The following is a 25,782-nucleotide window of genomic DNA, read 5'->3' on the forward strand; positions in this document are numbered from 1 at the left end:
GTGCGGTTTTAGCTTCCATGCATGTTTCAGAACTTTGATGATCTTGCCGATCCCTCCTGTGGGGCGCCGCATGCAGCGCTTCTCAGGTCCGAACTCAAGCGTCTAAAGCTTGATGGTTTCCTTGTCCCCCGCGCGGATGCGCATCAGGGGGAGTATGTGCCGCCATCCGATTGCCGTCTCCAATGGCTCACGGGCTTCAGCGGATCAGCGGGCCTTGCCGCCGTTCTGGGGGATGAGGCTGCAATCTTCGTGGACGGGCGCTACACCATCCAGGTGCGGGAACAGGTGGATATGGCGGTATTTCCCGCTCAGCATCTGATCAATGAGCCGGTAACCGCTTGGCTTTCAAAAAGGCTTCAAAAGGGCCAGCGCCTGGGCGTGGATGCGATGCTTCACACCGTCAATGAAGTGCGCAAATTGAAGAAGGTCTGTGAAGCCGCAGGTGCCGAACTTGTTCTTTTGGACCAGAACCCGGTTGATGCGGTGTGGGAGGGCAGGCCCGCAGCACCGCTGGGAGCGGTGGCGTTGCATCCTCTTGAAAGGGCGGGGCGGGAGACAGCGGACAAGATCGCTGAAATTCAGGGTATCCTAAAAGACAACAAAACGGATGCGGGGGTTTTGACTCAGCCCGACTCAATTGCCTGGTTGTTCAACATCCGGGGTTCTGATGTGGACCATACGCCGTTGCCATTGTCGTTCGCGCTGGTTTCCGCCGATGACAAGCCAACGCTCTTCATTGATGGGCGGAAACTATCCAATTCCGTTCGCGATAGCCTGTCAGAATTGACCGGGATAATGGAGCCTAGTGCCTTCAAGGCTGAGCTGGCAGCTCTCGGGGATGCGGGCAAAACGGTTCTCATTGACCCAGCGTTGGCGGGTGAAGGCATTGCAACGGCAATCACCCGGGCAGGCGGCAAGATCTTGGAGGCGTCTGATCCGATCCTCTTGCCGAAAGCTGTAAAAAACGAGGTAGAAATTCAAGGTGCGCGCGACGCTCATTTGCGCGATGCGGTCGCGTATGTGAAGTTCTTGCACTGGTTTGATGAAACCGCCCCAAACGGTACGCTGGACGAGATTGGCGCTGCGCAAAAACTAGAGCAGTTCCGCGTCGAAACCGGTGTCCTGAAGGATATCTCGTTCGATACGATTTCCGGGGCAGGACCGAATGGCGCGATTTGCCACTACCGGGTCAGCCGGTCGAGCAATCTGAAAATTCCTGTAGGCCTGCCGTATTTGATTGATTCCGGTGCGCAGTACGAAGACGGCACGACAGACATCACCCGGACGCTTGCGGTCGGCGAGATGACTGCCGAAATGAAACGCCATTTCACACTGGTCCTTAAAGGACATATCGCAATTTCGACAGCCCGGTTTCCAGAAGGAACGAGCGGTGCGCAGCTTGACACCCTGGCGCGCATAGATCTGTGGAAAGCCGGTCTCGACTTCGACCATGGGACCGGCCATGGTGTCGGGTCCTACTTAGGTGTTCACGAAGGACCGCAGCGGATCGCCAAGACTGGTTCGACGCCGCTCAAACCCGGTATGATTTTATCGAACGAGCCCGGATATTATCCGGCCGGCAAATACGGTATTCGGCTTGAAAACCTCGAGTTGGTGCGGGAAGCTGAGAACATTGAAGGCGGCGAACGGCCTATGCTCGGGTTTGAAACCCTGACGCTTGCCCCGTTCGATTTGAGGCTTGTCGATGGCGACCTTCTGTCGAGAGCCGAGCGTTCCTGGCTGAACCTTTACCACAAGCGCGTTCGAGACTCGGTTGGTCCGTTGCTCGATAACAAGACCCTGGCATGGCTGGAAAGCGCGACCCGGCCCATTTGAGTTCGGTTGCTGGGACATTCTGGCGAGGCAGCATCTCTGCCTCGCAGCCATTCTGAGCCATCTTGGGCAGCAGGTCGAATTATGCCACCTCTTGCTGCTTAAGATGGCGTTTTGCCTTAAACGCGATCAGAAACAGGCCGCAAAGCGTCATCACCGCGCCCCACGCAATGTAGTAGGGCGTCGGATTTGACAGTCCTAGAAGCGTGGGTGAAATGTAGATCATCATCCCAAACAAGCTGATCAGCATTGTGGTTGCGGCACGGACGCGGCCAATCTCTTCATTCCTGGCAAGGATCAGGATCCGTCCGTCGCAGATTGCGCGCCCGAGGGCGAACAAGCCACCAAGACCTGCATAGAGTGCGACCAGAAGTGGGATATTGCGGGAGCTGGCAAAAACGATCATTAAAACGCCAATCAACGCCAGAACTGCGAATTCGGCAAGACTGGACTTCAAGAGCCGGGATTGCACTGCAGCGGTTGCAAGCATGGCGCCCCCGCCGACCGCCCAAGCTGTTTCAAGCAACCCGTAGATGTCGCTTCCCTGGTTAAGGGTATATTTGACAAAGCCTGGCATCAAGACGTTTGCCATTTGCGATGTCGAAAAGAACAGGCCTACGCTTGCAATGGCGAGCAAGAGTTGGCTCTGCTGCCAAATCGCCTTAAGGCCTTGTTTCCAAGACAAAATCACGTTGATCGAAGTTTTGGATGGAGTGTTTTGATAAGGCGCGAAGAAAACAAAAATGAGTACAAACTGAAAGAGCATAAGCCCGATCATCGTCGCTACTGAAGCGATTTCCGTTGCGTTATGCATCAGGACCCCACCCAGTCCGGTGCCGCAGAGCATTCCAACCTGCCGGGCGATTGACACTCGTATCGTGAGCTTCATCCGGTCCAGTTCGGCAACAGCCCGTTGTACAATTCCTTCAACCGCACCTGCGTTCAGGATAGTGCCCAACGAAAAAAACAGGGTGTAAGCAAAAAGACCGAGGCGGAGAAATTCCGGCGCAAGAAAGCCGGAAACCAGTATCGCCCCACCCAACAAACGAAGGGCTTGGCCGGACTGGACCACAGTGTAGCGATTTCGAGTGTCAACAATGACACCTGCGAAAATTGAGAACAGCAGCGAGGTTGCGCTGCCGATAAAAAACAGCTGCCCTACCAGCGAGATTGAGCCGAGTTCGGCGGCAACCCAAGAGGTGACCACCAAGCTCAAGCCGATGGTCGCCATAGAGGCAAACGAAAAGGCCTGAACAGCATATTGCAGCGCGATGGCCCGCCACCCTTGCAACTGGGTTGCCGGCATGGAGCTAGGGTCCATCATTGGCCGCAGCACCCACCGGCGCTGTGCTATAGATCGCAGGCGTGAGCGAGAAAATGAAATCATCATCAAACCCGATTTGCGCCAGATGGTTCGATAGTCCCATCGATGGATGAGGGCGAAACCCAACAGAAATTGCCGCGCTAACGGTGCTCTTCTTCGCTCACCTCAATCAGCGCACGATTGAAGAATCTCAAAGCCCGCACGTGCCGGGCATGGCCGATAATCTTGTTAGCGTCGCCGCGCGCAACCACGGGCAAAACAACATGCCCGCCCTCGTCGAATGTCTTCAAGGCGCTTTCCAGCGAGTCGCTTGCGTGGAGGTATGGTCCGTCTTTGCCCGGGTCGAATGTCCGCTCCGCCTCATTTTCCGGGGGCGGGTCCATGAAGTCCTTCACCTTCACGATTTCGCGCAGATATTGGTGCGCCCCTTCATGAAGGCAGACCCCGCGCACGCCGAGCTGCCAATGGAAATAGGACTTGCCATGCACCGCTTGCGTTAATCCGGTCGCGATCGACACAGACAGAAGGAGCGCAATCGACAGTGCATAGCCGCCTGTCAACTCGAAAACGATCACGGTGGTGGAGACCGGTGCGCCTAGGACCGCCGCCGCGACCGCTCCCATCCCAAGGATCGCATAAAGACCATGGCTGGAGGCCATTTCCGGAAAAACAGAGGCTGCAATTAGCCCGAATGCGCCTCCGGTCATCGCACCGAGATACAAGGAGGGCGAAAAAATGCCGCCGCCGAACCGCGAGGCAAGCGTGATCGCGGTTGCCGCTGTCTTGGCGACCAAAAGTGCCAGCAGCATTGAAATTGTCAGTTCGTGCTTTAGCGCCTGGTCGGTCGCCTCGTAGCCGACCCCGAGCACCCCGGGAAAGAAGATGGCGATCGCCCCAACCGCAAATCCGCCGACAACCGGCCGCAGCCAGAGCGGCATGGTGATGTTCCGCGCGAACCAGTCGGTTCCGATCAAGGCAAACTGGAAGATGATGGCAACGGCCGCACAGGTGAGGCCAAGCAGCGCAAAGGCCGGTATTTCCCAGTAGGACGTGATTTCGTATTGCGGGATTTCAAAAGCCGCGACGTTGCCGAAATATTGCCGGGCAAGAACCGTTCCGACCGCCGATGCCAGAACAATTGGCACGAACGCCGACATGGCATAGTGCCCCAGCACCACTTCATGGGCGAACAAAACACCTGCAATGGGCGCATTGAATGAGGCCGAAACAGCGCTGGCAACGCCGCAGGCCAGCAATATCCGGCGCGACGCATCCGGCAAGCTAAAGGCCCTGCAAAGGGCTGTTCCGATCGTCGCCCCCAGATGCACAACAGGGCCTTCACGGCCAGCGCTGGCGCCGAAGCCGAGCGAAATGGTTGTGATCAGTGCGGACATCAAGCCGTCGCGCAGCGGCAGGCCGCGCCCGCCCTGGGCGCGCGCTTCGATAACATCGGCAACCCCGCCGGCTCTTTGCTTGTTGGTATGGTTCTGCAGCAGATACCCGACAATTAGACCGCCGAAAGCCGGAGCGCACAGAATCAACCACCAGGGTTGGGCTGCGGCTGCGGCCATGATGCGTTCCGACGTGGTGCCGAGCCATGGCCACTGCAGCAGACCGATTGCCAACCGGAACAGGATGGCAGCGATGGCAACCAGCGCGCCGATGATCAGCGAGAGCAGCCAAACCATGGGCAGTCGGCTGTTGAGAAACAGACGCACGTTTGGCGAGATCCATGTGCTGAGGATCTTTGGCAGGCGCCGAATGGTTTGCAAAATTGCGTGCATGGGCTTGCTGGAGCTGAGCGGAATGAGCCTTCACCGGCAGTGTGTCACAAAATCGATTGCTTCCCTGTTAATTTTTCAGATGCCGCGGGAACGCAACCCCACCGTCCCAGAAAACCAGCTTATCCTAGACAAGCTCGCATGGGTGCCAACAATCGATGTGGCGGCCGGAGGCCTCTAGCGACGCTTTATGCCGATTTGCCGCCCTGCGCGTTCTGGAACCGGCAATTCGTCTTGAACGGCCTTGAGCGCTTCGAAATTTTGCTGAATGTCTTCAGGCCAGGACGCGACTTTCCGGCTTTCCATATCGACATGGAGGCTCATCTGCTCGGATGTTGCGGACAGCCAGCCTTCCTCGGCATGCCGAAGCTCCTGGTAAAAATGGGCGCGTTTTGCGTCAAAGTCGATCAGTTGCAAGTCCACGATCACCGGCATACCGGCGCTTAATTCGGCGAGATAACAGACGTGGACTTCTGCGGTAAAATACGATGCGTTACGGTTTTTCACATAGTCCGGGCCAAGACCGAGTTTGATGAACACTTCATCACAGGCTGTGTCGAACAACACATTGTAGTAGGCCATGTTCAAATGGCCATTGTAGTCGATCCAGTCATCCATGACTGTCATGATGCTGCTCCGCACCATTCCGGCCGGCCATGTGAACCCCATGTTGCCCTCCAATGCTTGTTTCAGTTTGATTTTTGACCTTTGCACCTGCGCCTAACATATTCCACAGTACAGGTGCATAGTCATTGCCTAGACACACGAGGACAGATCCAATGTCGATAACCGCGCTTCAGGCACCGGTCACGCGCAATGATGCGGCGATTTCGCTGGCGGTTGATATTTTGGCGCAAAGGTTTGGTGAACGGTGCGTGCGTTCGCAAGCCATCCGCATGCAGCATGGCCACACGACAACATGGCTGCCGACCCAGGCGCCCGACGCGGTTGTTTTCGCGCTTACCACGGAAGAGGTGGCGGAAACGGTCCAGGTCTGCGCACAACATGGTGTACCCGTCATTCCGTTTGGAACCGGTTCGTCCCTGGAAGGGCATGTGAATGCGCCGGGCGGTGGAATTTCTGTCGACCTGTCGCGTATGCAGGCTGTGCTTGAAGTGAATGCGGCGGATATGGATTGCCGGGTGGAGGCCGGCGTCACGCGCAAGCAATTGAACAGCTATTTGCGCGATACGGGTTTGTTTTTCCCGATTGATCCGGGTGCCGACGCCAGTCTTGGCGGCATGGCGGCGACGCGCGCGTCCGGAACCAATGCTGTACGCTATGGAACCATGAAGAACGCGGTATTGGGTCTGACGGTTGTTACTGCCAGCGGAGACATTATTCACACCGGCGGGCGCGCCCGCAAATCGTCGGCAGGATATGACCTGACCCGTCTTATGATCGGGTCTGAGGGCACGCTCGGGATTATCACGGAGCTGAGGCTGCGCCTTCACGGTCAACCGGAGGCTGTGTCTGGTGGCGTGTGTCCGTTTCCAACACTTGAGGCGGCCTGCCAGGCCGTGATTTTGACCATCCAGTGTGGTTTGCCCGTCGCCCGGATCGAGCTTTTGGATCCGCTACAGGTTCGAGCGAGCAACACCTATTCCAAGCTTGAGCTTAAAGAAACACCTACGCTGTTTTTGGAGTTTCACGGTACTGAAAACGGAGTGAAGGAACAGGCCGAGCTGTTTGCTGAGATTGCCCAGGACCAAGGCGGCGGGCCTTTTGTGTGGGCAACCCAAGCCGAGGAACGCACGAAACTATGGTCCGCCCGGCATGATGCCTATTGGTCGGCCTTTACCTTGCGGCCAGGAGCCAAGGGGATTGCAACGGATGTGTGCGTGCCGATTTCAAGACTTGCCGACTGTGTCGGCGAGACACAAAAAGACATTGAGGATGCCGGCCTCATCGCACCCATTGTGGGCCACGTTGGCGACGGAAACTTTCACGTGCTTGTCTTGGTTGATCCAGATACTCCCGATGAAATCAAGCGGGCTGAATCCTTCATCGAGCGGTTGAACTGGCGGGCCATCGACATGGGTGGTACCTGCACCGGTGAACATGGTGTGGGACAGGGTAAAATGAAATACATGCGCAAGGAGCATGGGGGCGGGGTTGATATGATGCGCGCGATCAAGCAGGCACTTGATCCGCTTGGCATTTTCAATCCTGGTAAAATCGTGCCTTCGCAATAGCAGCAAGCCGCGTGTCGGTCCGAATCGCGATAGCATCGATGATGCGAGCGGATTTGGGACGCTGCGGTGAAGGAGAGCAGTTCTGAACTCGGTTTTTATAACCATCGGTGTTGCCGTTATCTTGGTGCTTGTAACAGCGCTGGTTGGGCCGTTTTTTGTCGATTGGACGGTTTATAGATCGACCTTCGAGAGCTACGCGGAACGGGTGCTTGGTCACAAGGTGACCGTACTTGGCGAAGCGGATCTTAGGCTGCTGCCGTCTCCTGCCATCACGTTTTCCGATGTCCGTGTCGGCGCGGCTGAAGACCCTTTGTTGGTGGTGTCGAGCTTCGACATGCGCGTGGAATTGCCGCCGCTCATGAAGGGCGAGATACGTGTCTTGGATATGACGCTTGACCGTCCCCATTTGACGGTGTCTCTCGATGAAGACGGTCGGCTCGATTGGCTGACCGCCATGTCATCCGGCGGGATGCTGGCAGAATTGCCGCCGGACAATGTGACGTTTGAAAAGGTCTCAGTCGTTGATGGCGCTGTCTCGGTCGTGGATGCGCGATCCGGGGAAGTCCACCGTTTGGAAAACGCCCAATTGGCGCTCAGCGCCAGGTCTTTGGCGGGGCCTTACAAGGTGGACGGAACTTTCTTGCACAATCGCGCGCCTTACACGGTGGGTGTTGCGACCGGACGGCGGCAGGCAGATGGCGCGCTTCGGGTAAAGGCACAGCTGACACCGACAAATGTGCCGCTTGATCTGGCCGTCGATGGCCTGTTGTCTCATAGCGAAGAAGTGCCGACCTACAAAGGTACGTTCAACCTGGTGTCTTTGTCTTTTGACGAGCAGGTGAGCCGAACCTGGCAGACCTCCGGCAATTTTGATGCCGATGTCGAAGGCATTGCCATCCCGGAATTCGAATTCCGGTTCGGTCCTGAAGACAGGCTTTTGGGCGCGGATGGATCGGCTGACCTTCATTTCGCGGGCAAGCGCCGATTTGAAATCCGTGCGCGCGCCAAGCAATTGGATCTCGATAGGCTTTTAGGGGGTGGCCCACAAGAGCCTGCCAAACTGTCGAGCCTGTCGTCAGACCTTTCCGCATCCTTGAAAAATGTGCCTATGCCCGACATGGAGGGCGTGCTTGCGCTTGATTTTCCCGCCGTTGTTGTTGGCGGCGGATTGGTGCAGGACGTCAAGCTGGATCTCGAAACCATGCTTGGCGGCTGGCGTGTGGCTCGGTTCGCAGCACGGGCACCAGGCCGTACAACGTTTGCCACGCAGGGCGACCTGGGTCTGTCGCCGAACACGACCTACCGCGGGCGTTTGTCGGTATCCTCAGAACAGCCCGGTGCACTGGTGTCTTGGTGGCAGCAATCCGAAACAGGGTCCACGACGATCCAGCCGATCGCCTTGGAAGGGCGGGTGACCGTCGTTCCTGATGGCGCCGCTTTGGATGACCTTGACCTGTCTCTTGCCGGCGCTGAAGCCCGCGGCGGCATATCCTACCAGGTGCCGAAAACGGGCAGTCCGGTGCTGGACCTCACGCTTGACGCTCAAAAGCTCAATTTTGATGAGGCCGAGGTTCTTGCTGGTTTGCTGCTGCCATTGCTCCAGGATGGGCCGGACCTTGCGGAAGGCCGAGAGCGCGCGGCCGATATCGCTGTGCAGTTGCGTGCACGTGAGGTGAGCGTACGCGGCATCGACGGGAAAAGCCTGAGTTTGCAGGCCGCTTATTCAGGGGGCGATTTGCGGATCGACAGGCTGGTTGCACGCGATTTTGCCGGCGCCGATGTCGATGTGTCCGGGGAAGTCGATGCGCTGTTGAGTGCACCGGAAGGCCGTCTTTCGGGGTCGCTCGATGCACGCGATCTGACCGGAATCATTGCGCTGGTCGAGGGTATGGCGCCGGATCATCCGTTGACCGCCCGTTTGCGCCGGGCGGCTCCGTTTCTAGTGCCGACTGCTTTTGAAGGCGAATTGAGCGCGGCGGCCAAAGGCAGCTCCAGCGATGTCAGACTTGCCCTTAATGGTTCCGCCGGCTCGGCGGAACTAACCCTGTCGGGCGCTTTTAACGGGCGGGTCGACGCGTGGCCGCAGGCGCAGATCGATCTCGATGCCTTGCTGAGCGGGCCAAGCGGCAGCACGCTGCTTCAACAGATCGGCCTCGATATTCTGCCGGTCGACAGCCTGTCGGCTGGGCAAATTTCCGTCCGCGCGTCGGGCCGTCCGGAAAACGGTCTCAGCACGACGGTCTCCGCAGAAATCGGTGGGAGCAGCCTGAAGGGAGAAGGGCAGGTCGTATTGGGGCAGGACGAGCCGGTTTCATACGAGCTCGATGTTTCCGCATCTTCGCCGGATCTTACGCCGTTTGCGTTGGCTGTAGGCCGTGTCCTGCCCATCATGTCTGGGGACATTCCCGCCCGCATTGTGTTTCAAGCGACCGGAAATGGCTCTGAGATTTCCGTTTTCGAACTCGATGGTGAGATCGCCGGAGTGTCGTTTTTTGGCGGCATTGCGGGACGCTTGTCCCCGCTGAGCGGTGAAGCATACCGGCGGCTTACGGGCAGTGTGGATGTCAGCGAACTCGACCTTAAGGCGTTGTCTGAAGCTGTGCTCGGTCCCGACCAGTGGTACTCGGCCGGTGATGGTACCAGCATCTGGCCAACGTCCGCATTTGGTGCACCACTTTTGGCAGATACCGATCTGTCGCTGTCCCTGACCACCGGCCTGATGCAGTTCGACGACATGGCAAACGTCGAAAATGTTACCGCCGCGCTCCGTCTGACACCGGATTATCTGCGCCTTGAGGGCATCACTGGAAACTATGCAGATGGTAAGCTGGAAGCTGCGCTAACGATCCGCAGAACCGGGGCCGAGGGCGCCTTTTCCGGCCGGATAAAGCTCAGCAATGCTGACGTTTCCGACCTGGTCTGGCGGCGTGCCGGGCGCCCGGTCGGTTCCGGTCTTCTTGATCTCTTTGTGGAAGCGGAAGGCGCCGGACGCTCGATCTCCTCCATGATCTCGGGTTTGACAGGGGGGGGGACTTTCGAGGTGTCAAATGGGTCCTTACGTGGCATCAACCCTCAGGCGTTCCCGCTTGTGATGCGGGCCGTCGATGCCGGTCTGGAATTACGGGATGACCGGATCCGTGACCTTTTCCTCAGTCACATGGATACCGGAAACCTCGCGTTCTCCAACCTGGAGGGCACGATCACAATCGTGGGCGGGCGGGCCAACGCGCGCAACATTTCTGTAGATGCAGAACGCGCGGAAGTGTTCGGCTCCGCGGAGCTGGATTTAAACACCTGGGAACTGGATAGCGATTTCTCCCTGACAGTCGATCCGGGCGAAGAAGCTGTGACCGGCGCCGAGCCTCAGGTTGGTCTGTTGTTCCAAGGTGACGCTTCGTCACCCGGACGCCAGGTCGATATCGCGCCATTTACGGCTTACCTGACCCTGCGCGCCTTCGAAAAAGAAGTTGAACGGGTTGAGAAGCTGCAGAGCGAAATCCTGGAAAACGACAAGTTTCTCCGGGAGTTGAGACGCCTCAAGGAAGAGCGGGCCCGCCGGGCGCGCGAGGCCGAGGCAGCTGCGCAGGCTGCAGAAGAAGCGGCTGGCGAAAGCGAAGACCTCCCGGTTGAAGACACCCAAACGGGTATTCCGCAAGAGACTGAAGACCCCGGGGCAGACAGGGCTGCATTGCCGGTACCGGTCCCTTTACCCGCAACGGCGCCCCCTGCCGAAGCGGAAACAGCCGTAACTCCGGGCGTTGATTTTGCAGATCAAATCCGCTCGGTTCTGGGCAGGGTGAATACTAGGCAGCCCAATGCAGTTGAAACCGGAGAAGCGGACATTCAGACTGATGCGATTACGGGCAGTCTGCCGGCCACGCTTCAGCCGGGAACGTCATCCAATAGTCTGGATGCCGGCCTGGCACCCATAGATCCGCCACAAGCCGTGCCTGCGCGTGGTTTTGAGGGCACGGATAACCTGGATAGCCCGCAGACGATTGAGGATGTGCTGGCCCGTGACATTGGTTTGCCGCCTGAAGCCGTTGGCGGGCCTCCCGATCCGGTGATAAACGCTTCGCCGGATCCGCAAGATCCGCTGGCCGCCCGCCGGCAATTCCTCAACCAGCAACCGGACAATGACAATGCGCGGCCGCGCTACAGAACTTTGCCGAACGGCTTGGTTTTCGAGATCCCAAACTAGCGCAAGCGCTTTGACCGACGCATCAATTCGCGGGATTTTTGCCGTCAAGAACCTGGTTCAGGATCCAGACGCGCACCGACGATGACAGACCGTCCTCCGGAGAGCGAGTTTTGTCGATGTTTGAAATGAGGGATGCCATTGACCGGTTTTGGTCTTGGCTAATCCAGTCGATGACTTCCCAAAACTCCGGCTCAAGCGTCAGTGAAGTTCTGTGTCCGTCTAGTGTTACAGAGCGTTTGACAAGGGGCATCAGGCCGCAAACCTGCGCTCAGGCTGGTTGCGGATCGTCGTCATGATCGATCCTGTGCTGGTCCACATGCCCTTTCAGCTTTTCCCGCGCGGTTCTGCTGGCGTCCTTTTCGGACTTGCTTCGCCCAAAGGCCAGCCGGTTTTGCTCGGCTGACTTTTCCTTTTCGGCTTTCGCCTTCCGTTTGCGAACTTGACGCAGATTTATAACCTCTGCGCTCATGAGAAGCCTCCGTCAGGTTTTCTTGCGGAATGCGTCCAATGAAACGACTTCGCCGCCGGTGTCCGCCGCGCTACTGTCAGGCTGATCGTTTTCGGACTTTGCCGCGCCCTTTTTCTTTTTGGCCGGTGTGCTTTTTACATCACCGCTCTCAGTTTTGTCGGTTAGGGCCTCTGAGGATTCCAGCTCGGCCTTTGCCAATTCCTCAACAGCTTCCAGAAGTTCTTCTGGCAGCTCTTCAGCCGTTTTTCCGGGATCGAATTCAAGTGCGAATTGCACTGACGGATCGAAAAAGCCTTTTATGGCAGAATACGGAACGAGGAGCTTCTCGGGTACACCGCCAAAGGACAGCCCTACTTCGAATGCGTGCTCACCAATGGCAAGATCCCAGAACTGGTGCTGCAGGACGATGGTCATCTCCTGCGGGTAGCGGTCCTTGAGCCTTTGCGAAATCCGCACCCCTGGCGCATTGGTGTCAAACGCGATGTAGAAATGATGCTCGCCAGGCAGCCCGGTGCGGCCCACCTCCGCCAGGATCTTCTTCACGGCGCCTCTTAGCGCGTCCTGTATCAGAATATCGTATCGGAGCAGGTCTTCAGCCATATTATCGCGTCGTTTGAATCAGTTGATAGGGGACAGCTTATTCGGGGCACCTTGACCGCAGCTTGCCAAAAAAGAAAGCCCTTAAAGTCCGAATGACAAGAGTTTAACGGTATTGGCAGGCAAAATACAGCTGAGGCTGATGCCAAAGTCTAAGCCTTTCCAAAGAAAGTGGAGGCTTCTGTTGCCAGGCGCCTCCGAACCCCGCCTGCCGGTGCTAATCCAGCAGGGCTTCAAAGGACTACTGGCACTGCATTACGCAGCGACAGCGTTGTCCATAGCATAGTTGTCGTTTGCAACTATTAGAACAGCCCGATAACGGTGGTACAATGCCGAGCAAAAGCACAGTCTTTACGCCCTCGTCGATCCTGTTTCGCCCCCGCCGAAACGCAGAAGCCATCTGGCTTTGCCGTTCTGCGCTTGGGTGGAGGCGCCGGGTACCGCCCCCGGGTCCGATAGGTTTATTGCACTGACCATTTATTGCCATAGCTGGTTGCCCAGCACGCTTGATATAAGCGCTTCTCATTGAAATTGAAAGGGCAGAGCGTTGGTCGGCGTTGATTTGCCGTCTGACTGTTTTGGACAACGCAAATGATGATCAGCGGATTTCCGCAACTGATCGGTAGCGTGAAACCAAACAAGGAACCAATATGTTGCTGGAAATTTGTGTTGATACCCTGGAAGGGGCGCAGGCAGCCGTTCGCGGCGGAGCCGGACGGGTCGAGCTGTGTTCTTCTCTGTCCGAGGGTGGTTTGACGCCGTCTGCGGGCCTGATGCGGGCCGCAAAATCCCTGCCTGTTCCGGTCTATGCGATGATCCGTCCGCGCAGCGGTCTGTTTCATTTCTCACCCGAAGACGAGGGCATCATGCTCGCCGATATAGACGCAGCCAAAGCTGCGGGACTTGCCGGAGTTGTGCTCGGCGTGCAGCAAAGCGATGGACACTTGGACAGGCCTCTTCTGGAGCGGCTGAGTGCCGGTGCTTCGGGCATGGGCCGCACACTTCACAGGGTCATAGATGTGGTGCCCGCCCCTCTCTCCGCACTTCAAATCGCGATGGACCTGGGGTTCGAACGGGTTTTGACGTCCGGTTCCGAGCCTTTTGCGCCTGACGGTGTTGGTCTTGTCAAGCAGATGGTCAACCAGGCTGCCGGGCAGATCTCCATCATGCCAGGGTGTGGCCTCACACCTGAAAATGTCGGCGATGTGATCCGGGCAACCGGCGTTTTGGAAGTGCATGCAGCGTGTTCAATTCGTGTGCCGGGTGATCCGGCCTTTTCGGACTTCGACCCCGCTGGGGGGAGGTTTGTCACCGATGAAGGTGAGGTCTCTAAGATGGTCGTGGCTTTGAGCAATGCGATTGCGTCATAGCGAGGGAGAGGGGCTCTCTTTGGGATGATGGGGAAAAATCCGGTTGGGGGCTGTGTTTTTTCTAGAATCTGACAAGTTGGACTATCGGCAAAGTCAGACGGAAGGGTGCGCCCAGGTGCAGCAATATCTCGATCTCATGCAGAAAATCCTGGATGAGGGCACGGACCGGGGCGACCGGACGGGCACCGGTACCCGGTCGATTTTCGGACATCAGGTGCGGTTCGATCTGGGCGCCGGTTTTCCTCTGGTGACGACCAAGAAACTGCACCTGAGATCGATCATTCACGAGCTGCTCTGGTTTCTGTCCGGCGATACAAATATCAAGTATTTGCAGGAGAACGGCGTCAAGATCTGGGACGATTGGGCCGATGAACACGGCGACCTTGGTCCGGTTTACGGTTATCAGTGGCGGTCCTGGCCCGCGCCTGATGGCCGATCCATTGATCAGATTTCCAATCTTCTGGAAATGATCCGCACGAGGCCTGAAAGTCGCCGGCTGATCGTGTCGGCCTGGAACCCGGCCTTGGTCGATGACATGGCCTTGCCACCCTGTCATTCCCTTTTCCAGTTTTACGTTGCCGACGGAAAGTTGTCCTGCCAGCTCTATCAGCGGTCCGCTGACGTGTTTTTGGGCGTGCCGTTCAATATTGCGTCCTACGCGCTATTGACGATGATGATTGCTCAGGTCACTGGCCTCAAACCCGGAGACTTTGTGCACACTTTTGGCGATGCACATCTTTACAGCAACCATTTCGATCAGGCCCGCGAGCAGCTCACCCGCGAACCGCGACCCCTCCCTGCAATGAGGATTAATCCTGACGTCACGGATATATTTGCGTTCAAGTTCGAAGACTTCGAGCTGACTGGGTACGATCCACACCCGCACATAAAGGCCCCGATCGCCGTGTGACCTATGGCCGGCACCTTTGCGCGCATTAAACGTGTCTGGACAAAGACACTTCGTCCTAGAGCAGACTGTCGGGCAGTTTTTGTTCGGCTGCGGTGTTGGCGCGCCGGAAAATCAGCGTCACCAGGGTAGATGTGATCACGATGAACAGCGAATAAAGCGCTGCAACGGCCATTATCCCCTGCTGCTCCTCGCTCGGGAATGTCAATGCGATGATTGCGACCGCCAACGGACCGTTTTGGATCCCGGTTTCCAGCGCCACGGTGCGTACACTGCGTGGATGCAGCTTCAACGACCGGGCAAAAATGTAGCCGACCGCGATTCCGAAAACACCGAGCATGATGGCTGCAAAATAGGTGGCAGGGGTCGTCGACAGCAAGAACTGCCAGTTTCGGGGCACCCAGGAAATTGCGATAAAGGCGATGAAAAACAGGGCGAGCACCGATCCAAAAAACTCCGTTACAGCGCCGGCATTGGCATTGACGCGGCGCATGACCATGCCGATTGCCACCGGTATGAGCAGGATTACCAAGGTCGCGATGATGTTTTCGCGCGGAATTTCTAGATCAAGGGCTGACGCATACAGCAAAAGCACCAAGGGTATCAAAACCACGCCAAACACCGTGGAGGTTACCGTCATCAAGACCGACAGCGCCAGATTACCCTTGGAGAAGTAAGTAAAAATGTTCGATGTTGTGCCGCCCGGCATGCAGGACATGATCAGCAGGCCAATCGCAATCGGGGCGGGCAGGTCCAGAAGAATGGTCATTACGAAGCCAATGAGCGGCATAAATCCGTATTGGGAAATCACGCCCACGCCCAGGCCGTAGGGGCGGCGCAGGGCAAGGTAGAAATCTCGCGGTGTCAGAGACGCGCCCATGCCAAGCATGATGACAAAAATCATGGCCGCTAGCAGCGCCTGCTCAAAAGCTCCAACCATTAATACTACTCCGCGGCCTGGGAATGCTGAGTTTCGGTGCGCAGGTCTTTCCGCAAGATCTTGCCCACATTGGATTTCGGCAATTGTTCTCGGATTTCCACGCGTTTGGGCACTTTGTATGCGGTCAGGTGCTCCTTGCAGTAGGCCCGGATCTGGTCGGGTGTGAGCGTTTTGTCCGTCAGAACCACGAAGGCTTTTACCGCCTCGCCAGTCGCCTCGTTCGGAACACCGATCACAGCGGATTCAAAGATGCCCGGATGGGACGCAAGGCAATCCTCGATTTCATTTGGATACACATTGAACCCGGAGACGACGACCATGTCTTTCTTGCGATCAACGATGGAGAAATAGCCGTCTGCGTCCATGACGCCGATGTCCCCCGTGAGGAACCAGCCGTCTTTCATAACTTTAGCCGTCTCCTCCGGTTTGTTCCAATAGCCCGCCATGATTTGGGGCCCCTTGGCAGCGATTTCCCCGCGCTCGCCCTGAGGCACAGGCACACCATTGTCGTCAACACAGCACATGAAGGTCGAGGGCAACGGAACGCCGATTGACCCGTCCCGCGTCTTGCCGAGCGGGTTGAAGCTCAACACCGGCGAAGTTTCCGTCAGCCCATATCCCTGGAGCACCGGTTTGCCGGTGATCTCTTCCCAGCGCTTGGCAACTTCGGCCTGCAGGGCCATCCCGCCGGCAGAAGCCAGTTTCAAATGTTTCGGCGGACTGTCGCGAAACCATAATTCGTTGTTCAGGCCATTGAAGAGCGTGTTTACGCCGCTCATCCAGGTGATTTTGTAGTTCTCAAATGCACGCTTGAGATTGGAGAGCGGTCGTGGGCTCGGAATCAGGATATTGCGCCCGCCCAGCCAGTAAAATGCCAGCAAATTCAGTGTGAAGGCGAAAATATGGTACATCGGAAGGGCGGTCAGCGCGACTTCCTTGCCGCGCTCGATCGCCGGGATCATTTCCAGCGACTGTTCCATGTTCATGATGATATTCTCGTGCGTGAGCATGGCCCCCTTGGCTACGCCCGTTGTCCCACCGGTGTATTGTAGGCAAGCCACATCACTAGGCGCCACGGCCTGGGTATATGCATCGACTTCCACGTGGTCCTGCGCCAAGTGTGTGCGTCCGGCAGCCAGCGCATCGGGAAACCGGATATGGGGAACTTCAACCGGCTTGACGCTGCGGTCCCAGTATTTCTGGACAAGGCCGATGATGCCGCGCGGCAGGGTGGGCAAGAACTCCGCAATCCGGGTCACGATAATATTCGGGATCGGGTGCCCTCTGGTGGCTGCCGGGATCTTGTCGGCGAACATGTCTATGATAACCAGCGCATGGGGTTCGGCATCCGCAAACTGGCGGGACATTTCATCGGCCGTGTAGAGCGGGTTGACGTTCACCAGAACGCAGCCTGCCTTCATGATGCCGAACGCGGCGACCGGAAACGCAAGTCCGTTCGGCATTTGCAGGGCAACCCTGTCCCCTTTTGCGAGGCCGGCAACTTCACGCAGGTAGACCGCGAACGCGTCTGACATTTCATCGACTTGCTCGAAGGTCAGTGTCCCGTTCATGCCGTTTGGCATGCAGGCGGTAAAAGCAGGCGCTTTACCATAGGTATCTGAGGCCGATCTCACCAGGTCGCCAATTGTTCGGTAGGATGCGGTTTCAATATCTATCCGCATGTCGGGACCGTAAAACGCCGTCCATGGGCGGTCTTCTGGTGTCATGATCGTCTCCCTGCGCTTTTCTGTTCTGTTTGCGCCAGCCAAAACGGGCTGTCTCCTCCACAAACACCAGAAATTGCAGACCTACCATAGGGGGCAGTTTTGATAAGTAAAAGCCCTCAATGCTCCGTCGGTTAGAACATTTTGACGTTCCCAAAGGGAATGGGTTTCAGGGGTGTCTTTAGGGAATGTTCCGGTTTATCCGGTTTGCCGGTCCGCAATCGAAAAGAAGCGTGGGCATCTTCGTGCATCGGTTGGAAGGCGATTGTCCGAAGGCACTCTCGCCTTTTAAAGTAGACCGTATGGGGCGCATACTGGAAACTGAACTCTATCAGCCTGTCAAAAAGCTTCTTCAGCTTCAGGGCTATGAGGTGAAAGCCGAAGTCGGTTCTGCCGATATCGTCGCGTGCCGCGGGTCAGAAGACCCGGTGATCGTCGAATTGAAAACCGGATTTACTCTCAACCTGTTTTATCAGGCCGTCGATCGTCAAGCGATAACCGACGCGGTCTACGTGGCGGTTGCCCGAGGCCGTGGGCGACGGTTTCAAGCCGCGCTCAAGAGCAGCCTCAAGCTCGCCAGAAGACTTGGGATTGGCGTTATGACGGTCAGACCTGCGGACGGTCTTGTGGAGCTGCACCTCGATCCCGCGCCGTTTACCCCAAGAAAGTCCAAACCGCGCAAAGAGCGGTTGCTCAGAGAATTTGCGCGGCGAGAGGGAGATCCCAACACCGGCGGGTCGTCCAAGGTGAAGCTCATGACCGCCTACAGACAGGACGCGATCAAATGTGCCGCCTACCTGAAGGCAAATGGCCCAAGCCGGGGCGCGGAGGTCGCGAAGGCGACCAACGTATCACGGGCACCACGAATGATGGCAGACGATCACTATGGATGGTTTGAACGGGCTGAGCGCGGGGTTTATGCGCTGACACCGAAAGGCGAAGCCGCGCTGGAAGGCTAGGCTGCCGGTGCCGGTTGAGAAATGGGGGCCTGAAGTGATGGATGTGGCGCTGCCGCATCGCTATATAAGGCGGTAATCGCCAACGGTCAGACTACGAAACCATAACGCCACAGGCCGAACCTCCATGGACAGCCCATCAGCCTGCACTGGCCGCGATCGAGCCAAGAAGAAGATCTATTCGAAAACATGATCCTTGAAGCTGCAATTCTGTTCTGTCTTATCCTCCTCAACGGCGCACTGGCGATGTCCGAACTTGCCATTGTGTCGTGCCGGCCGGCGCGCTTAAAAGCGCGAGGTAGCCGCGGCGCGATGATGGCCCTCAAACTGACGGAGCATCCGGGCCGGTTTCTGTCTTCCGTTCAAATCGGCATTACCCTTGTGGGCGTTGTATCCGGCGCTGTGTCCGGCGCGACATTGGGGGTGCGGGTTTCGGGGTTTCTTGAACAAGCCGGTCTGACGGCCGGGCTTGCCCAACCGCTCGGTGTCGGGTCTGTTGTCGTCGTGGTTACCTACCTCTCCCTGGTGGTCGGAGAACTGGTGCCAAAGCAAATCGCGCTGTCAAATCCTGAAGCCGTCGCCGCGCGCGTCGCGCCTGCCATGACGCTATTGGCAGTGGTCGCAGCGCCCTTGGTTTGGGTGCTCGATACGTCAGGGAAAGCCGTATTATCCCTGCTCGGACTGGATCGAGAGCGCAGGCAAGGTGTGAGTGATGAGGAGATCCACCTTCTCATAGCCGAAGCGGCGACCGAGGGCGTGATTGAAAAAGGCGAAACCGAAATGATCGAAGGCGTGATGCGGATCGCGGACCGGACGGCCCGCGGCCTCATGACCCCGCGCCACGAAGTGGTTGCCGCCAATATCACCGACACGCGCCAGCAGATTCTTGACCGCTTTATCGAGACCGGTAGAACCCGCTTGCCGTTGCGGGACGGCGGCCCCGATGAAATCGTTGGGGTCCTGCACAGCCGGGATTTGCTTGGCGTTTCGGACGAGGATTTCGATCCGCGCCATCTGATGATGAAGCCAACCGTAATTCATGACGGTCTTCCGGCCATGGACGTCGTGGATCGCCTGCGCGCAACGCCGGAACACATTCTGCTGGTCTATGACGAGTACGGCCATTTCGAAGGTATTGTGACTGCCATGGACGTTCTGGGAGCGATCGCCGGTGGCTTTGACGAATCCGAGAAAGACGAGCCGAAAGTAGTCGAACGTGAAGATGGCTCACTGCTGATCGCCGGATGGATGCCGATTGATGAATTCGCTGATCGTTTGGAGATCAAGTTGCCTGATGACGGCGACTACGAAACCGTAGCTGGTCTTGTCCTGTATCTTTCCTCAGAGCTGCCAGTGGTCGGCCAGGTGGTCCGTGCCGGTGACTGGAAAATCGAGGTGGTCGACATGGACGGCCGCAGGGTAGATAAGTTGCTGGTTCAAAAAAGCGCTCCGGTCGCAGCAGCCACGTAACAGTCCTAGCTTTGTGACCGCCAGACCGGGCGCATTGAACAATCATGCGACGATAAACCACTCCATCATGCCGGATGCGGCATGTTCAAGCATATGGCAGTGAACCAGCCATTTGCCGGGGTTGTCAGCGACAAATGCGATCTTGACCGTTTCCTGACGGGTCGTGATGAAGGTGTCCCGCCAATCCTGCTCGGGCAGGAGTTCGCCATCACGTTCAAGAATTTTAAAGTGATGTCCGTGCAAATGGATGGCGTGCGGGAAATTGCTTTCATTGCGGCTTTCCATGACGATCGTTTCACCGCGTTTGGCTGTGAACAGGGGATTGTCTCCCATGCCGGCCTGGCCATTGAACGCCCAGAACTTTCCGTCTTGCATCATGTCGCGCAGTTCTTCCTGGCTGATTCCGCTGGACAGAAGGAAACGCATGCCGCCCATCGCGCCGCCTGCCATGACGAGTGGAACGTGCTGGGCAGCTGAAAGGTCAGGCTCGGGAAGGGCGTTCTTCGCGGGCAAGGTGAGGGGGATGTCCGGCACTGTTGGAGCCCCAACCTTGAAATTCGCGACGGTGAAGGCCCGGCCCGTTGTCGCCTCAAACGGCATATTCCCCTCATTTTCAGGTCGCAATGCCAGGTCCATACGCTGGGCAGGAGCCAGCTGAACCGGCCCTTCCGCCGCCCTGGCTTCATCGAAGCTCTGCCCATCAAGCGCGATAATCCTTGCACCAAGCCGAGACGGATCAAGGTCGAGAATGCGTGATGCTGAGGAATTGATCAGTCTGAGCCGGTGCCAGCGCTGTGCCTGAAGCGGAATGTCCGGCAGGGACACGCCGTTGACCGTGAGCCAGTTACCGAGCCTGCCGGCATGGGAAAAATCGTGCAGTGACCCGATGGTCTCGGTGTCCAGCACGCCCTTGTTGCTCAGCCGCCAGTCTGTGAGCATAAGAGTGATGTCCGTCTGCGGAGAGAACCGCTCTTGCTCATCCTCGATAATCAGAGGGCCGGCGAGCCCGCGCGGGACCTGGTTCCAGCTCATGTTGTGCGCGTGGTACCAGTATGTGCCGGCATCCGGGACTTCAAAGTCGTATTCGAAGCTTTCGCCGGGTTGCACCGCTGGCTGCGTCAATCCCGCAACCCCGTCCATCGCATTGTCGATGCGGATGCCATGCCAGTGGATAGATGTCGGCTCGTCAAGCTCATTCGTGAACCGTACGCGCACCCGTTCGCCGCGTTTCACCCGGATTTCCGGGCCGGGAAAGGAACCGTTATAAAGCCAGAGATCGGACAGGCCTCCGTCCTCTCCGTAAAGCCGTGCCTGTCCCGTGCCAGCGGTAAGCTCGAAAAAGCCATCAGGTGCTCTGGCCAGCGCCAACCGCGGCAGGGCAGCCAAAGCCGCCGCACAATATGCGGATTTCAGAAATGCACGCCGGTCCATCATCAAAGCCTCCAAGCGATGTTTTTCTTTGGCAGACAATTGGCGCTGCAAAGGTGCCACGCCAGATCTGAAGCCATGAAATTGGGGGTTCCTGCAACTGGAAGGTCAAGACCCGGAAAAGGTATTCGACACACGTTTCGGGGACCCGTTCTTGACGTTCCACCAATCCCTTGTTTGCGAACTCGCTGGCGCCTTGCGGAACCATGCCCGCCTCCTGTCCGTTTCAGTTTTGGTGCGTGCCAGAATTTCATTAAAAGTGGGATAGTTTATGCCGTTTGCCGAAATGTCCATTTTGCTGCTGTTGGTTCTGTTCGCGGGCGCCGCTTTGGTCATATTGATCGGCGGGACTTACATGACCGGCCTCGCCGACCGCATCGCAGATCGGACTGGGTTCGGCGAAGCGCTTGTTGGCGCTGTACTGCTCGGCGCGGCCACGTCTCCGTCGGGAATGGTGGTGTCGATCACCGCCGCTCTGGACGGCCGCGCATCGCTTGCATTTACGCAGGCGCGATTTCTATCCAAAGCTTCGGGGGATGAACGCGGCTTGCCGGCTCATCCAGGCTGCAATTGTCCCGCATATTGATCAGTGATCCTACGGGCGGTCCGCCCGGTGGGCACCGACCAGGTCCCGGTACCATTTTCCACTGTTCTTTAGGGTCCGCACTTGTGTGCTGTAGTCCACGTGAACAATGCCAAAACGCATTTTGTAGCCTTCCGCCCACTCGAAATTGTCCATCAGGCTCCACAGGAAGTAGCCTTTCAGCGGGATGTCGGCGGTTAATGCATCGGCGCAGGCAGCAAGATGTTTTTCAAGATAATCCGTGCGCCGGGTGTCCCTCACAACGCCGCTTTCAGGCTCCTCGTTGTAGCAGGCGCCGTTTTCTGTCACGTAGACCGGCGGCAAGTCATAGCGTTGGTACAGCGCCTTAAGCAGGTCTGACAGGCCGTCTTCGTCCACTTCCCAGCCGATGTCAGTGATGGGCACATCGTCCTTGGGAGGATTGGCCACAGCTTTGGGGTAGCCGGTTTCGGAGGCCAGATCTTCGCTGATGCGCCATGGCGTGTAGTAGTTCAGGCCCCACCAGTCCAGAGGCTGGTTGATGATCGCAAGATCGCCGCTCTCGATCGGCATCATGCTTCCAAAATTTTCAAGAATGTCGTCGTGATAGACGCCGTTGAAGATTGGCGACATGAAAATGTCGTTGTGAAACCGAAATGCGCGCTCCGATGCTGCCATGTCTTCCGGAGCATTGCTTGCCGGATAGATGGAATACGCATTTAACACGGTTCCCAAGGGCAGGTCTGGCTGCGCCGCGCGGGCAGCCTGGACACTCAGGCCGTGGGCCAGGTTCAATGTGTGAACGGCCGCAGCAAATGCCTCGCGGCTTTTCTCGCCAGGTGCATGTATTCCGTAGAGGTGACTCAAATGGCAAATGCACCAAGGCTCGTTGATAGTGGCAAGGGCATCCATCCGGTCGCCAAGGCGGCGCACGACGATGTCTGTGTATTCGGCAAAGGCCTCAGCCGTCGAGCGCGCCGTCCAGCCGCCGTCGGCGGCGAGCGTCAAAGGCAAATCCCAGTGATAGAGTGTCGGATAGACCTTGAGCCCGCGTGCGACCATGCCGTCGATTAGCCTGTCGTAGAAATCGAGGCCCCTTTCGTTCACCGGACCTCTTCCATCCGGCAGGATCCGTGGCCAGGCAATCGAAAACCGGTAGGCATCAACCCCCAGCGATTTGATCAGGTCCAGATCGCTCTCCCACAGGTGATAGTGGTCACAAGCTATATCACCGGAGTGCTGCTTGTAGACCCGCCCCGGCATCTTTGAAAAGGCATCCCAGATGCTTGGCCCCCTGCCGTCTTTTTTCGCGGCGCCTTCGATTTGATAGGCGGCGGTTGCTACACCGAACAAAAAATCATTTGGAAAGCGGGCGGCAAGGCTTTGAAGGGTGGGCATACATAGACCTGAAGTTGGTGCTTGAGTTTCGTTGGTATGATCCAAAGCGCTTTGAGGCAAGCGGTTTCTGTTCATCGGCAAGAAGTGGCATGCCATGCCTGGCGGAGGGCGGATGTGTTTTTTGAGATTTTCGTCGTCATATGCGCTTCGAAGGCTCTTTGTCCCTTTTCAAAGCCATGATACGCCAACGGTCCATTTTGCCGTCAAAGGGAGGCGGACTTGCCGGAACTGTTTATAATTGCAGCGGTTGCCCGAAACGGGGTTATTGGGGCGGACAATGACATGCCCTGGAAGCTGTCCACTGACCTCAAGCATTTTAAGGCGCTAACGCTCGGAAAACCGGTGATCATGGGACGGAAGACATTTTTGTCGTTTGGCGGAAAACCTTTGCCGGGACGTCCACATATCGTCATTTCTCGTGATGCTGGATATGCGCCAGACGGCGCTGAAGCGGCGCCTTCCTTGCCTGCTGCGCTGGATCGTGCCCATCAAATCGCGCGTGAAACTGGTGCGGGCGAGATTGCGATCATCGGCGGCGGCCAGATCTACGCGCAAGCGATTGATCTCGCCGACAGGCTGGAAATCACGCAGGTTGATGCGGAACCCAATGGCGATACCCATTTCCCCGAAATTGATACAAAAACGTGGGAAGTCGTTCAGAGGATAGCAGGAGAGCGCAGACAGCGCGACACGGCTGATTTCGAATTCGTGACCTACCGCAGAAAGGGCAAAGCCCAGAATGACTGAGACTCTTGTTTGGCAATGGCGTACACTGGATGAAATGACGGCTCGGGAGGTCCATGACCTTTTAAAGCTGCGACAAGATGTGTTCGTCGTTGAGCAAGCCTGTGCCTTTGGCGAAATCGACGGGCGGGACCCACAAGCCCTGCATCTACTTGTATTCGACCCGGCGCAGACGGAGACGCAGAACAACGGCAATGGCACGCTTGTGGGAACTGTCCGTCTTTTTCCGGCAACGGAATCCGACCCGGCGAGCATCGGGCGCGTTGTGATCGCGCCCAGCCAGCGTCGCACAGGGCTAGGACGGAAAATCATGCAGGAGGGGATCAAGAAGGCGCGCGGCACGGCGCCGCACTGTTTGATCGAAGTTTCTGCGCAGGCGCATCTGGAGAAATTTTACGGAAGCCTGGGCTTCACGACGGTCTCGGAGATGTATCTGGAAGACGATATTCCGCATATAGACATGCGGCTTTCTGCCTAAACCTGCGGAAACCGGCCAGTTCTACCTTGAAACTGGGCTTTTTCGCGACCAATTGGGGATATGAACCATTGCCGCAAAGACTTTGGAGGAGGTCGGTGCTGTCGTTGAAAGGCTCCGGTAACCCCCCTATAACCTGCGGCATGACAAACGGGTGATGAAGAGGGGACCTAACAGGCTAATCTGTCAGGTTCTTCACCACTAAGAAGGAAGTTTGGATGCCTTGGAGCAATCAGTCAGGTGGCGGTGGCCCCTGGAAAGGTGGCGGGAACAATGGTGGCCCGTGGGGCAACGGCGGTGGCAATAACGGCGGCCCTTGGGGCGGTGGTGGCCCTGGCCGTGGCGGCGGAGGCGGCGGCAATCCGCCCGACCTGGAGGAGCTGCTGAAAAAAACCCAAGATCGTATGAAGACCGTATTGCCGGGCGGCGGCGGTGGTCTCGGCGTTTTCGGGGTTCTTGCAATCATTGCGGTCGTGGGCGTTGTGTGGATGCTGTCCGGCTTTTACCGCGTTGATGAAGGCGAGGTTGGTGTTGAGCTCGTTCTTGGTAAGGTTGTCGACCAGACCGCTCCGGGCTTGAACTACAACTGGCCATATCCGATCGGTGAGGTTTACAAACCGACAGTCCAGCGTCAGCGCGAGCTGACTGTGGGCGTTGAAGAGTTCTTGAGCGGCACTTCGGTGCGCGCACGCGATGTTCCGCAGGAAAGCTTGATGCTGACCGGTGATGAAAACATTGTTGATGTGGGTTTCAAGGTGCAGTGGCGTATCAAAAACACCCGCGAGGGCATCAACAACTACCTCTTCAACGTTCAAAACCCGGAAGGGACCGTAAAGGCGGTGGCTGAAAGCGCAATGCGTGAGGTTGTTGGATCGTCTAACATTGACTCGATCCTGACCGAAAACCGCGTGGCCATCCAGAATGATGTTGACGCGCTGATGCAAAAGACTCTGGACACATACCAAGCCGGCATCGAGATCACCGAAGTGCAAATGCAGAAGGTGGACCCGCCCCAGCAGGTCATCGATGCATTCCGTGATGTTCAGGCAGCTCGGGCCGACCAGGAACGTATTCAGAACGAGGCGCAAACCTATGCGAACCGGGTAGTTCCCGAGGCGCGCGGTGAAGCTGCCCGGGTTTTGGAAGCCGCCAACGCCTACCGGGACCAAACCATTGCGGAAGCAACTGGTCAGTCCCAGCGGTTCACGAAGATCTATGAGGAATACAAAAATGCTCCGGACGTGACGCGTGAACGTCTCTACCTGGAGACATTGGAGAAAGTCTTGGGTTCAAACAACAAGATCATCATCGACAGCAATTCAACAGGTCAAGGTGTTTTGCCTTACCTGCCGCTGAACGAACTGAACCGCGGTGGCTCGCAAGCCAACCGGTCGGGAGGTAATTGATC

General features: G+C 57.2%; 21 protein-coding genes and 1 other RNA gene. 11 read left to right on the plus strand and 11 right to left on the minus strand.

Annotated elements, in window-relative coordinates; all coding sequences use genetic code 11:
- The first annotated feature begins 21 nt into the window (after positions 1-21).
- Positions 22-1,836, plus strand: coding sequence for an aminopeptidase P family protein (locus tag JM93_RS05825; RefSeq protein WP_145341247.1), 1,815 nt, complete (start codon positions 22-24; stop codon positions 1,834-1,836).
- 79 nt (positions 1,837-1,915) lie between these two features.
- Here JM93_RS05825 and JM93_RS05830 read toward each other — a convergent pair whose 3' ends face one another.
- From JM93_RS05830 to JM93_RS05840, 3 genes are all read right to left on the minus strand, one after another.
- Positions 1,916-3,157, minus strand: coding sequence for an MFS transporter (locus JM93_RS05830; protein ID WP_170230550.1), 1,242 nt, complete (start codon positions 3,155-3,157; stop codon positions 1,916-1,918).
- 140 nt (positions 3,158-3,297) lie between these two features.
- A complete protein-coding gene (locus JM93_RS05835; RefSeq protein WP_145341249.1) occupies positions 3,298-4,941 on the minus strand; it encodes a chloride channel protein in 1,644 nt (547 codons plus the stop codon).
- Positions 4,942-5,115: 174 nt separating this feature from the next.
- Positions 5,116-5,607 (minus strand): thioesterase family protein, encoded by a 492-nt coding sequence (locus JM93_RS05840; RefSeq protein WP_244300770.1) that lies wholly within the window; start codon positions 5,605-5,607, stop codon positions 5,116-5,118.
- A gap of 110 nt (positions 5,608-5,717) precedes the next feature.
- Between JM93_RS05840 and JM93_RS05845 the strand changes: the two genes are divergently transcribed.
- Together JM93_RS05845 and JM93_RS05850 are read left to right on the plus strand one after the other, a co-directional pair.
- A complete protein-coding gene (locus JM93_RS05845; protein ID WP_145341250.1) occupies positions 5,718-7,133 on the plus strand; it encodes an FAD-binding oxidoreductase in 1,416 nt (471 codons plus the stop codon).
- 103 nt (positions 7,134-7,236) lie between these two features.
- Complete coding sequence (locus JM93_RS05850) at positions 7,237-11,334, plus strand: AsmA family protein (RefSeq protein WP_145341251.1); 4,098 nt, start codon at positions 7,237-7,239, stop codon at positions 11,332-11,334.
- A gap of 22 nt (positions 11,335-11,356) precedes the next feature.
- Here the strand turns inward: JM93_RS05850 and JM93_RS05855 are convergent, their stop codons facing one another.
- From JM93_RS05855 to ssrA, 4 genes are all read right to left on the minus strand, one after another.
- The gene (locus tag JM93_RS05855; protein WP_145341252.1) at positions 11,357-11,584 is read right to left on the minus strand and encodes a ribbon-helix-helix domain-containing protein; all 228 of its coding nucleotides are present in this window, start codon (positions 11,582-11,584) and stop codon (positions 11,357-11,359) included.
- A gap of 18 nt (positions 11,585-11,602) precedes the next feature.
- On the minus strand, positions 11,603-11,803 hold the full coding sequence (locus tag JM93_RS05860) for a DUF4169 family protein (RefSeq protein ID WP_145341253.1): 201 nt from the start codon (positions 11,801-11,803) through the stop codon (positions 11,603-11,605).
- A gap of 12 nt (positions 11,804-11,815) precedes the next feature.
- Positions 11,816-12,403, minus strand: a complete 588-nt coding sequence (locus tag JM93_RS05865) for an SspB family protein (RefSeq protein ID WP_145341254.1) — start codon at positions 12,401-12,403, stop codon at positions 11,816-11,818.
- A 167-nt stretch (positions 12,404-12,570) separates the two neighbouring features.
- Positions 12,571-12,941, minus strand: a transfer-messenger RNA (tmRNA) gene (ssrA, locus tag JM93_RS05870).
- Positions 12,942-13,050: 109 nt separating this feature from the next.
- Here ssrA and JM93_RS05875 point away from each other — a divergent pair.
- Positions 13,051-13,770: a copper homeostasis protein CutC gene (locus tag JM93_RS05875; RefSeq protein ID WP_145341255.1), complete on the plus strand. Its 720-nt coding sequence runs from the start codon at positions 13,051-13,053 to the stop codon at positions 13,768-13,770.
- 115 nt (positions 13,771-13,885) lie between these two features.
- Entirely contained in the window at positions 13,886-14,680 is a 795-nt protein-coding gene (locus JM93_RS05880; protein ID WP_145341256.1) for a thymidylate synthase, read from the plus strand.
- A 55-nt stretch (positions 14,681-14,735) separates the two neighbouring features.
- On the opposite strand, the gene JM93_RS05885 is transcribed toward JM93_RS05880, so the two are convergent.
- Together JM93_RS05885 and JM93_RS05890 are read right to left on the minus strand one after the other, a co-directional pair.
- A complete protein-coding gene (locus JM93_RS05885; protein ID WP_145341257.1) occupies positions 14,736-15,617 on the minus strand; it encodes a bile acid:sodium symporter in 882 nt (293 codons plus the stop codon).
- A 5-nt stretch (positions 15,618-15,622) separates the two neighbouring features.
- A complete protein-coding gene (locus JM93_RS05890) occupies positions 15,623-17,344 on the minus strand; it encodes an AMP-binding protein (protein ID WP_145341258.1) in 1,722 nt (573 codons plus the stop codon).
- A gap of 185 nt (positions 17,345-17,529) precedes the next feature.
- Between JM93_RS05890 and JM93_RS05895 the strand changes: the two genes are divergently transcribed.
- Positions 17,530-18,300, plus strand: coding sequence for a DUF2161 domain-containing phosphodiesterase (locus JM93_RS05895; protein ID WP_244300771.1), 771 nt, complete (start codon positions 17,530-17,532; stop codon positions 18,298-18,300).
- A 186-nt stretch (positions 18,301-18,486) separates the two neighbouring features.
- Entirely contained in the window at positions 18,487-19,767 is a 1,281-nt protein-coding gene (locus JM93_RS05900; RefSeq protein ID WP_145341259.1) for a hemolysin family protein, read from the plus strand.
- Positions 19,768-19,809: 42 nt separating this feature from the next.
- Here the strand turns inward: JM93_RS05900 and JM93_RS05905 are convergent, their stop codons facing one another.
- On the minus strand, positions 19,810-21,201 hold the full coding sequence (locus JM93_RS05905; protein WP_145341260.1) for a multicopper oxidase family protein: 1,392 nt from the start codon (positions 21,199-21,201) through the stop codon (positions 19,810-19,812).
- Positions 21,202-21,466: 265 nt separating this feature from the next.
- On the opposite strand from JM93_RS05905, the gene JM93_RS05910 reads away from it, so the two are divergent.
- Positions 21,467-21,781 carry a hypothetical protein gene (locus tag JM93_RS05910; RefSeq protein ID WP_196220750.1) on the plus strand — a complete coding sequence of 105 codons (315 nt, stop codon included), beginning with the start codon at positions 21,467-21,469 and terminating at the stop codon, positions 21,779-21,781.
- A gap of 9 nt (positions 21,782-21,790) precedes the next feature.
- Here the strand turns inward: JM93_RS05910 and JM93_RS05915 are convergent, their stop codons facing one another.
- Positions 21,791-23,155 carry a GH1 family beta-glucosidase gene (locus JM93_RS05915; RefSeq protein WP_145341261.1) on the minus strand — a complete coding sequence of 455 codons (1,365 nt, stop codon included), beginning with the start codon at positions 23,153-23,155 and terminating at the stop codon, positions 21,791-21,793.
- A gap of 219 nt (positions 23,156-23,374) precedes the next feature.
- Here JM93_RS05915 and JM93_RS05920 point away from each other — a divergent pair, with 219 nt between their 5' ends.
- From JM93_RS05920 to hflK, 3 genes are all read left to right on the plus strand, one after another.
- Positions 23,375-23,902 (plus strand): dihydrofolate reductase, encoded by a 528-nt coding sequence (locus JM93_RS05920; protein ID WP_145341262.1) that lies wholly within the window; start codon positions 23,375-23,377, stop codon positions 23,900-23,902.
- The gene (locus tag JM93_RS05925) at positions 23,895-24,377 is read left to right on the plus strand and encodes a GNAT family N-acetyltransferase (RefSeq protein ID WP_145341263.1); all 483 of its coding nucleotides are present in this window, start codon (positions 23,895-23,897) and stop codon (positions 24,375-24,377) included. The genes JM93_RS05920 and JM93_RS05925 overlap by 8 nt, the downstream gene beginning before the upstream one ends.
- Before the next feature lie 215 nt (positions 24,378-24,592).
- The gene (gene hflK / locus JM93_RS05930) at positions 24,593-25,780 is read left to right on the plus strand and encodes an FtsH protease activity modulator HflK (RefSeq protein WP_145341264.1); all 1,188 of its coding nucleotides are present in this window, start codon (positions 24,593-24,595) and stop codon (positions 25,778-25,780) included.
- Positions 25,781-25,782: the final 2 nt, after the last annotated feature.

It is taken from the genome of Roseibium hamelinense (assembly GCF_007830545.1).
Taxonomy (GTDB): Bacteria; Pseudomonadota; Alphaproteobacteria; order Rhizobiales; family Stappiaceae; genus Roseibium; species Roseibium hamelinense.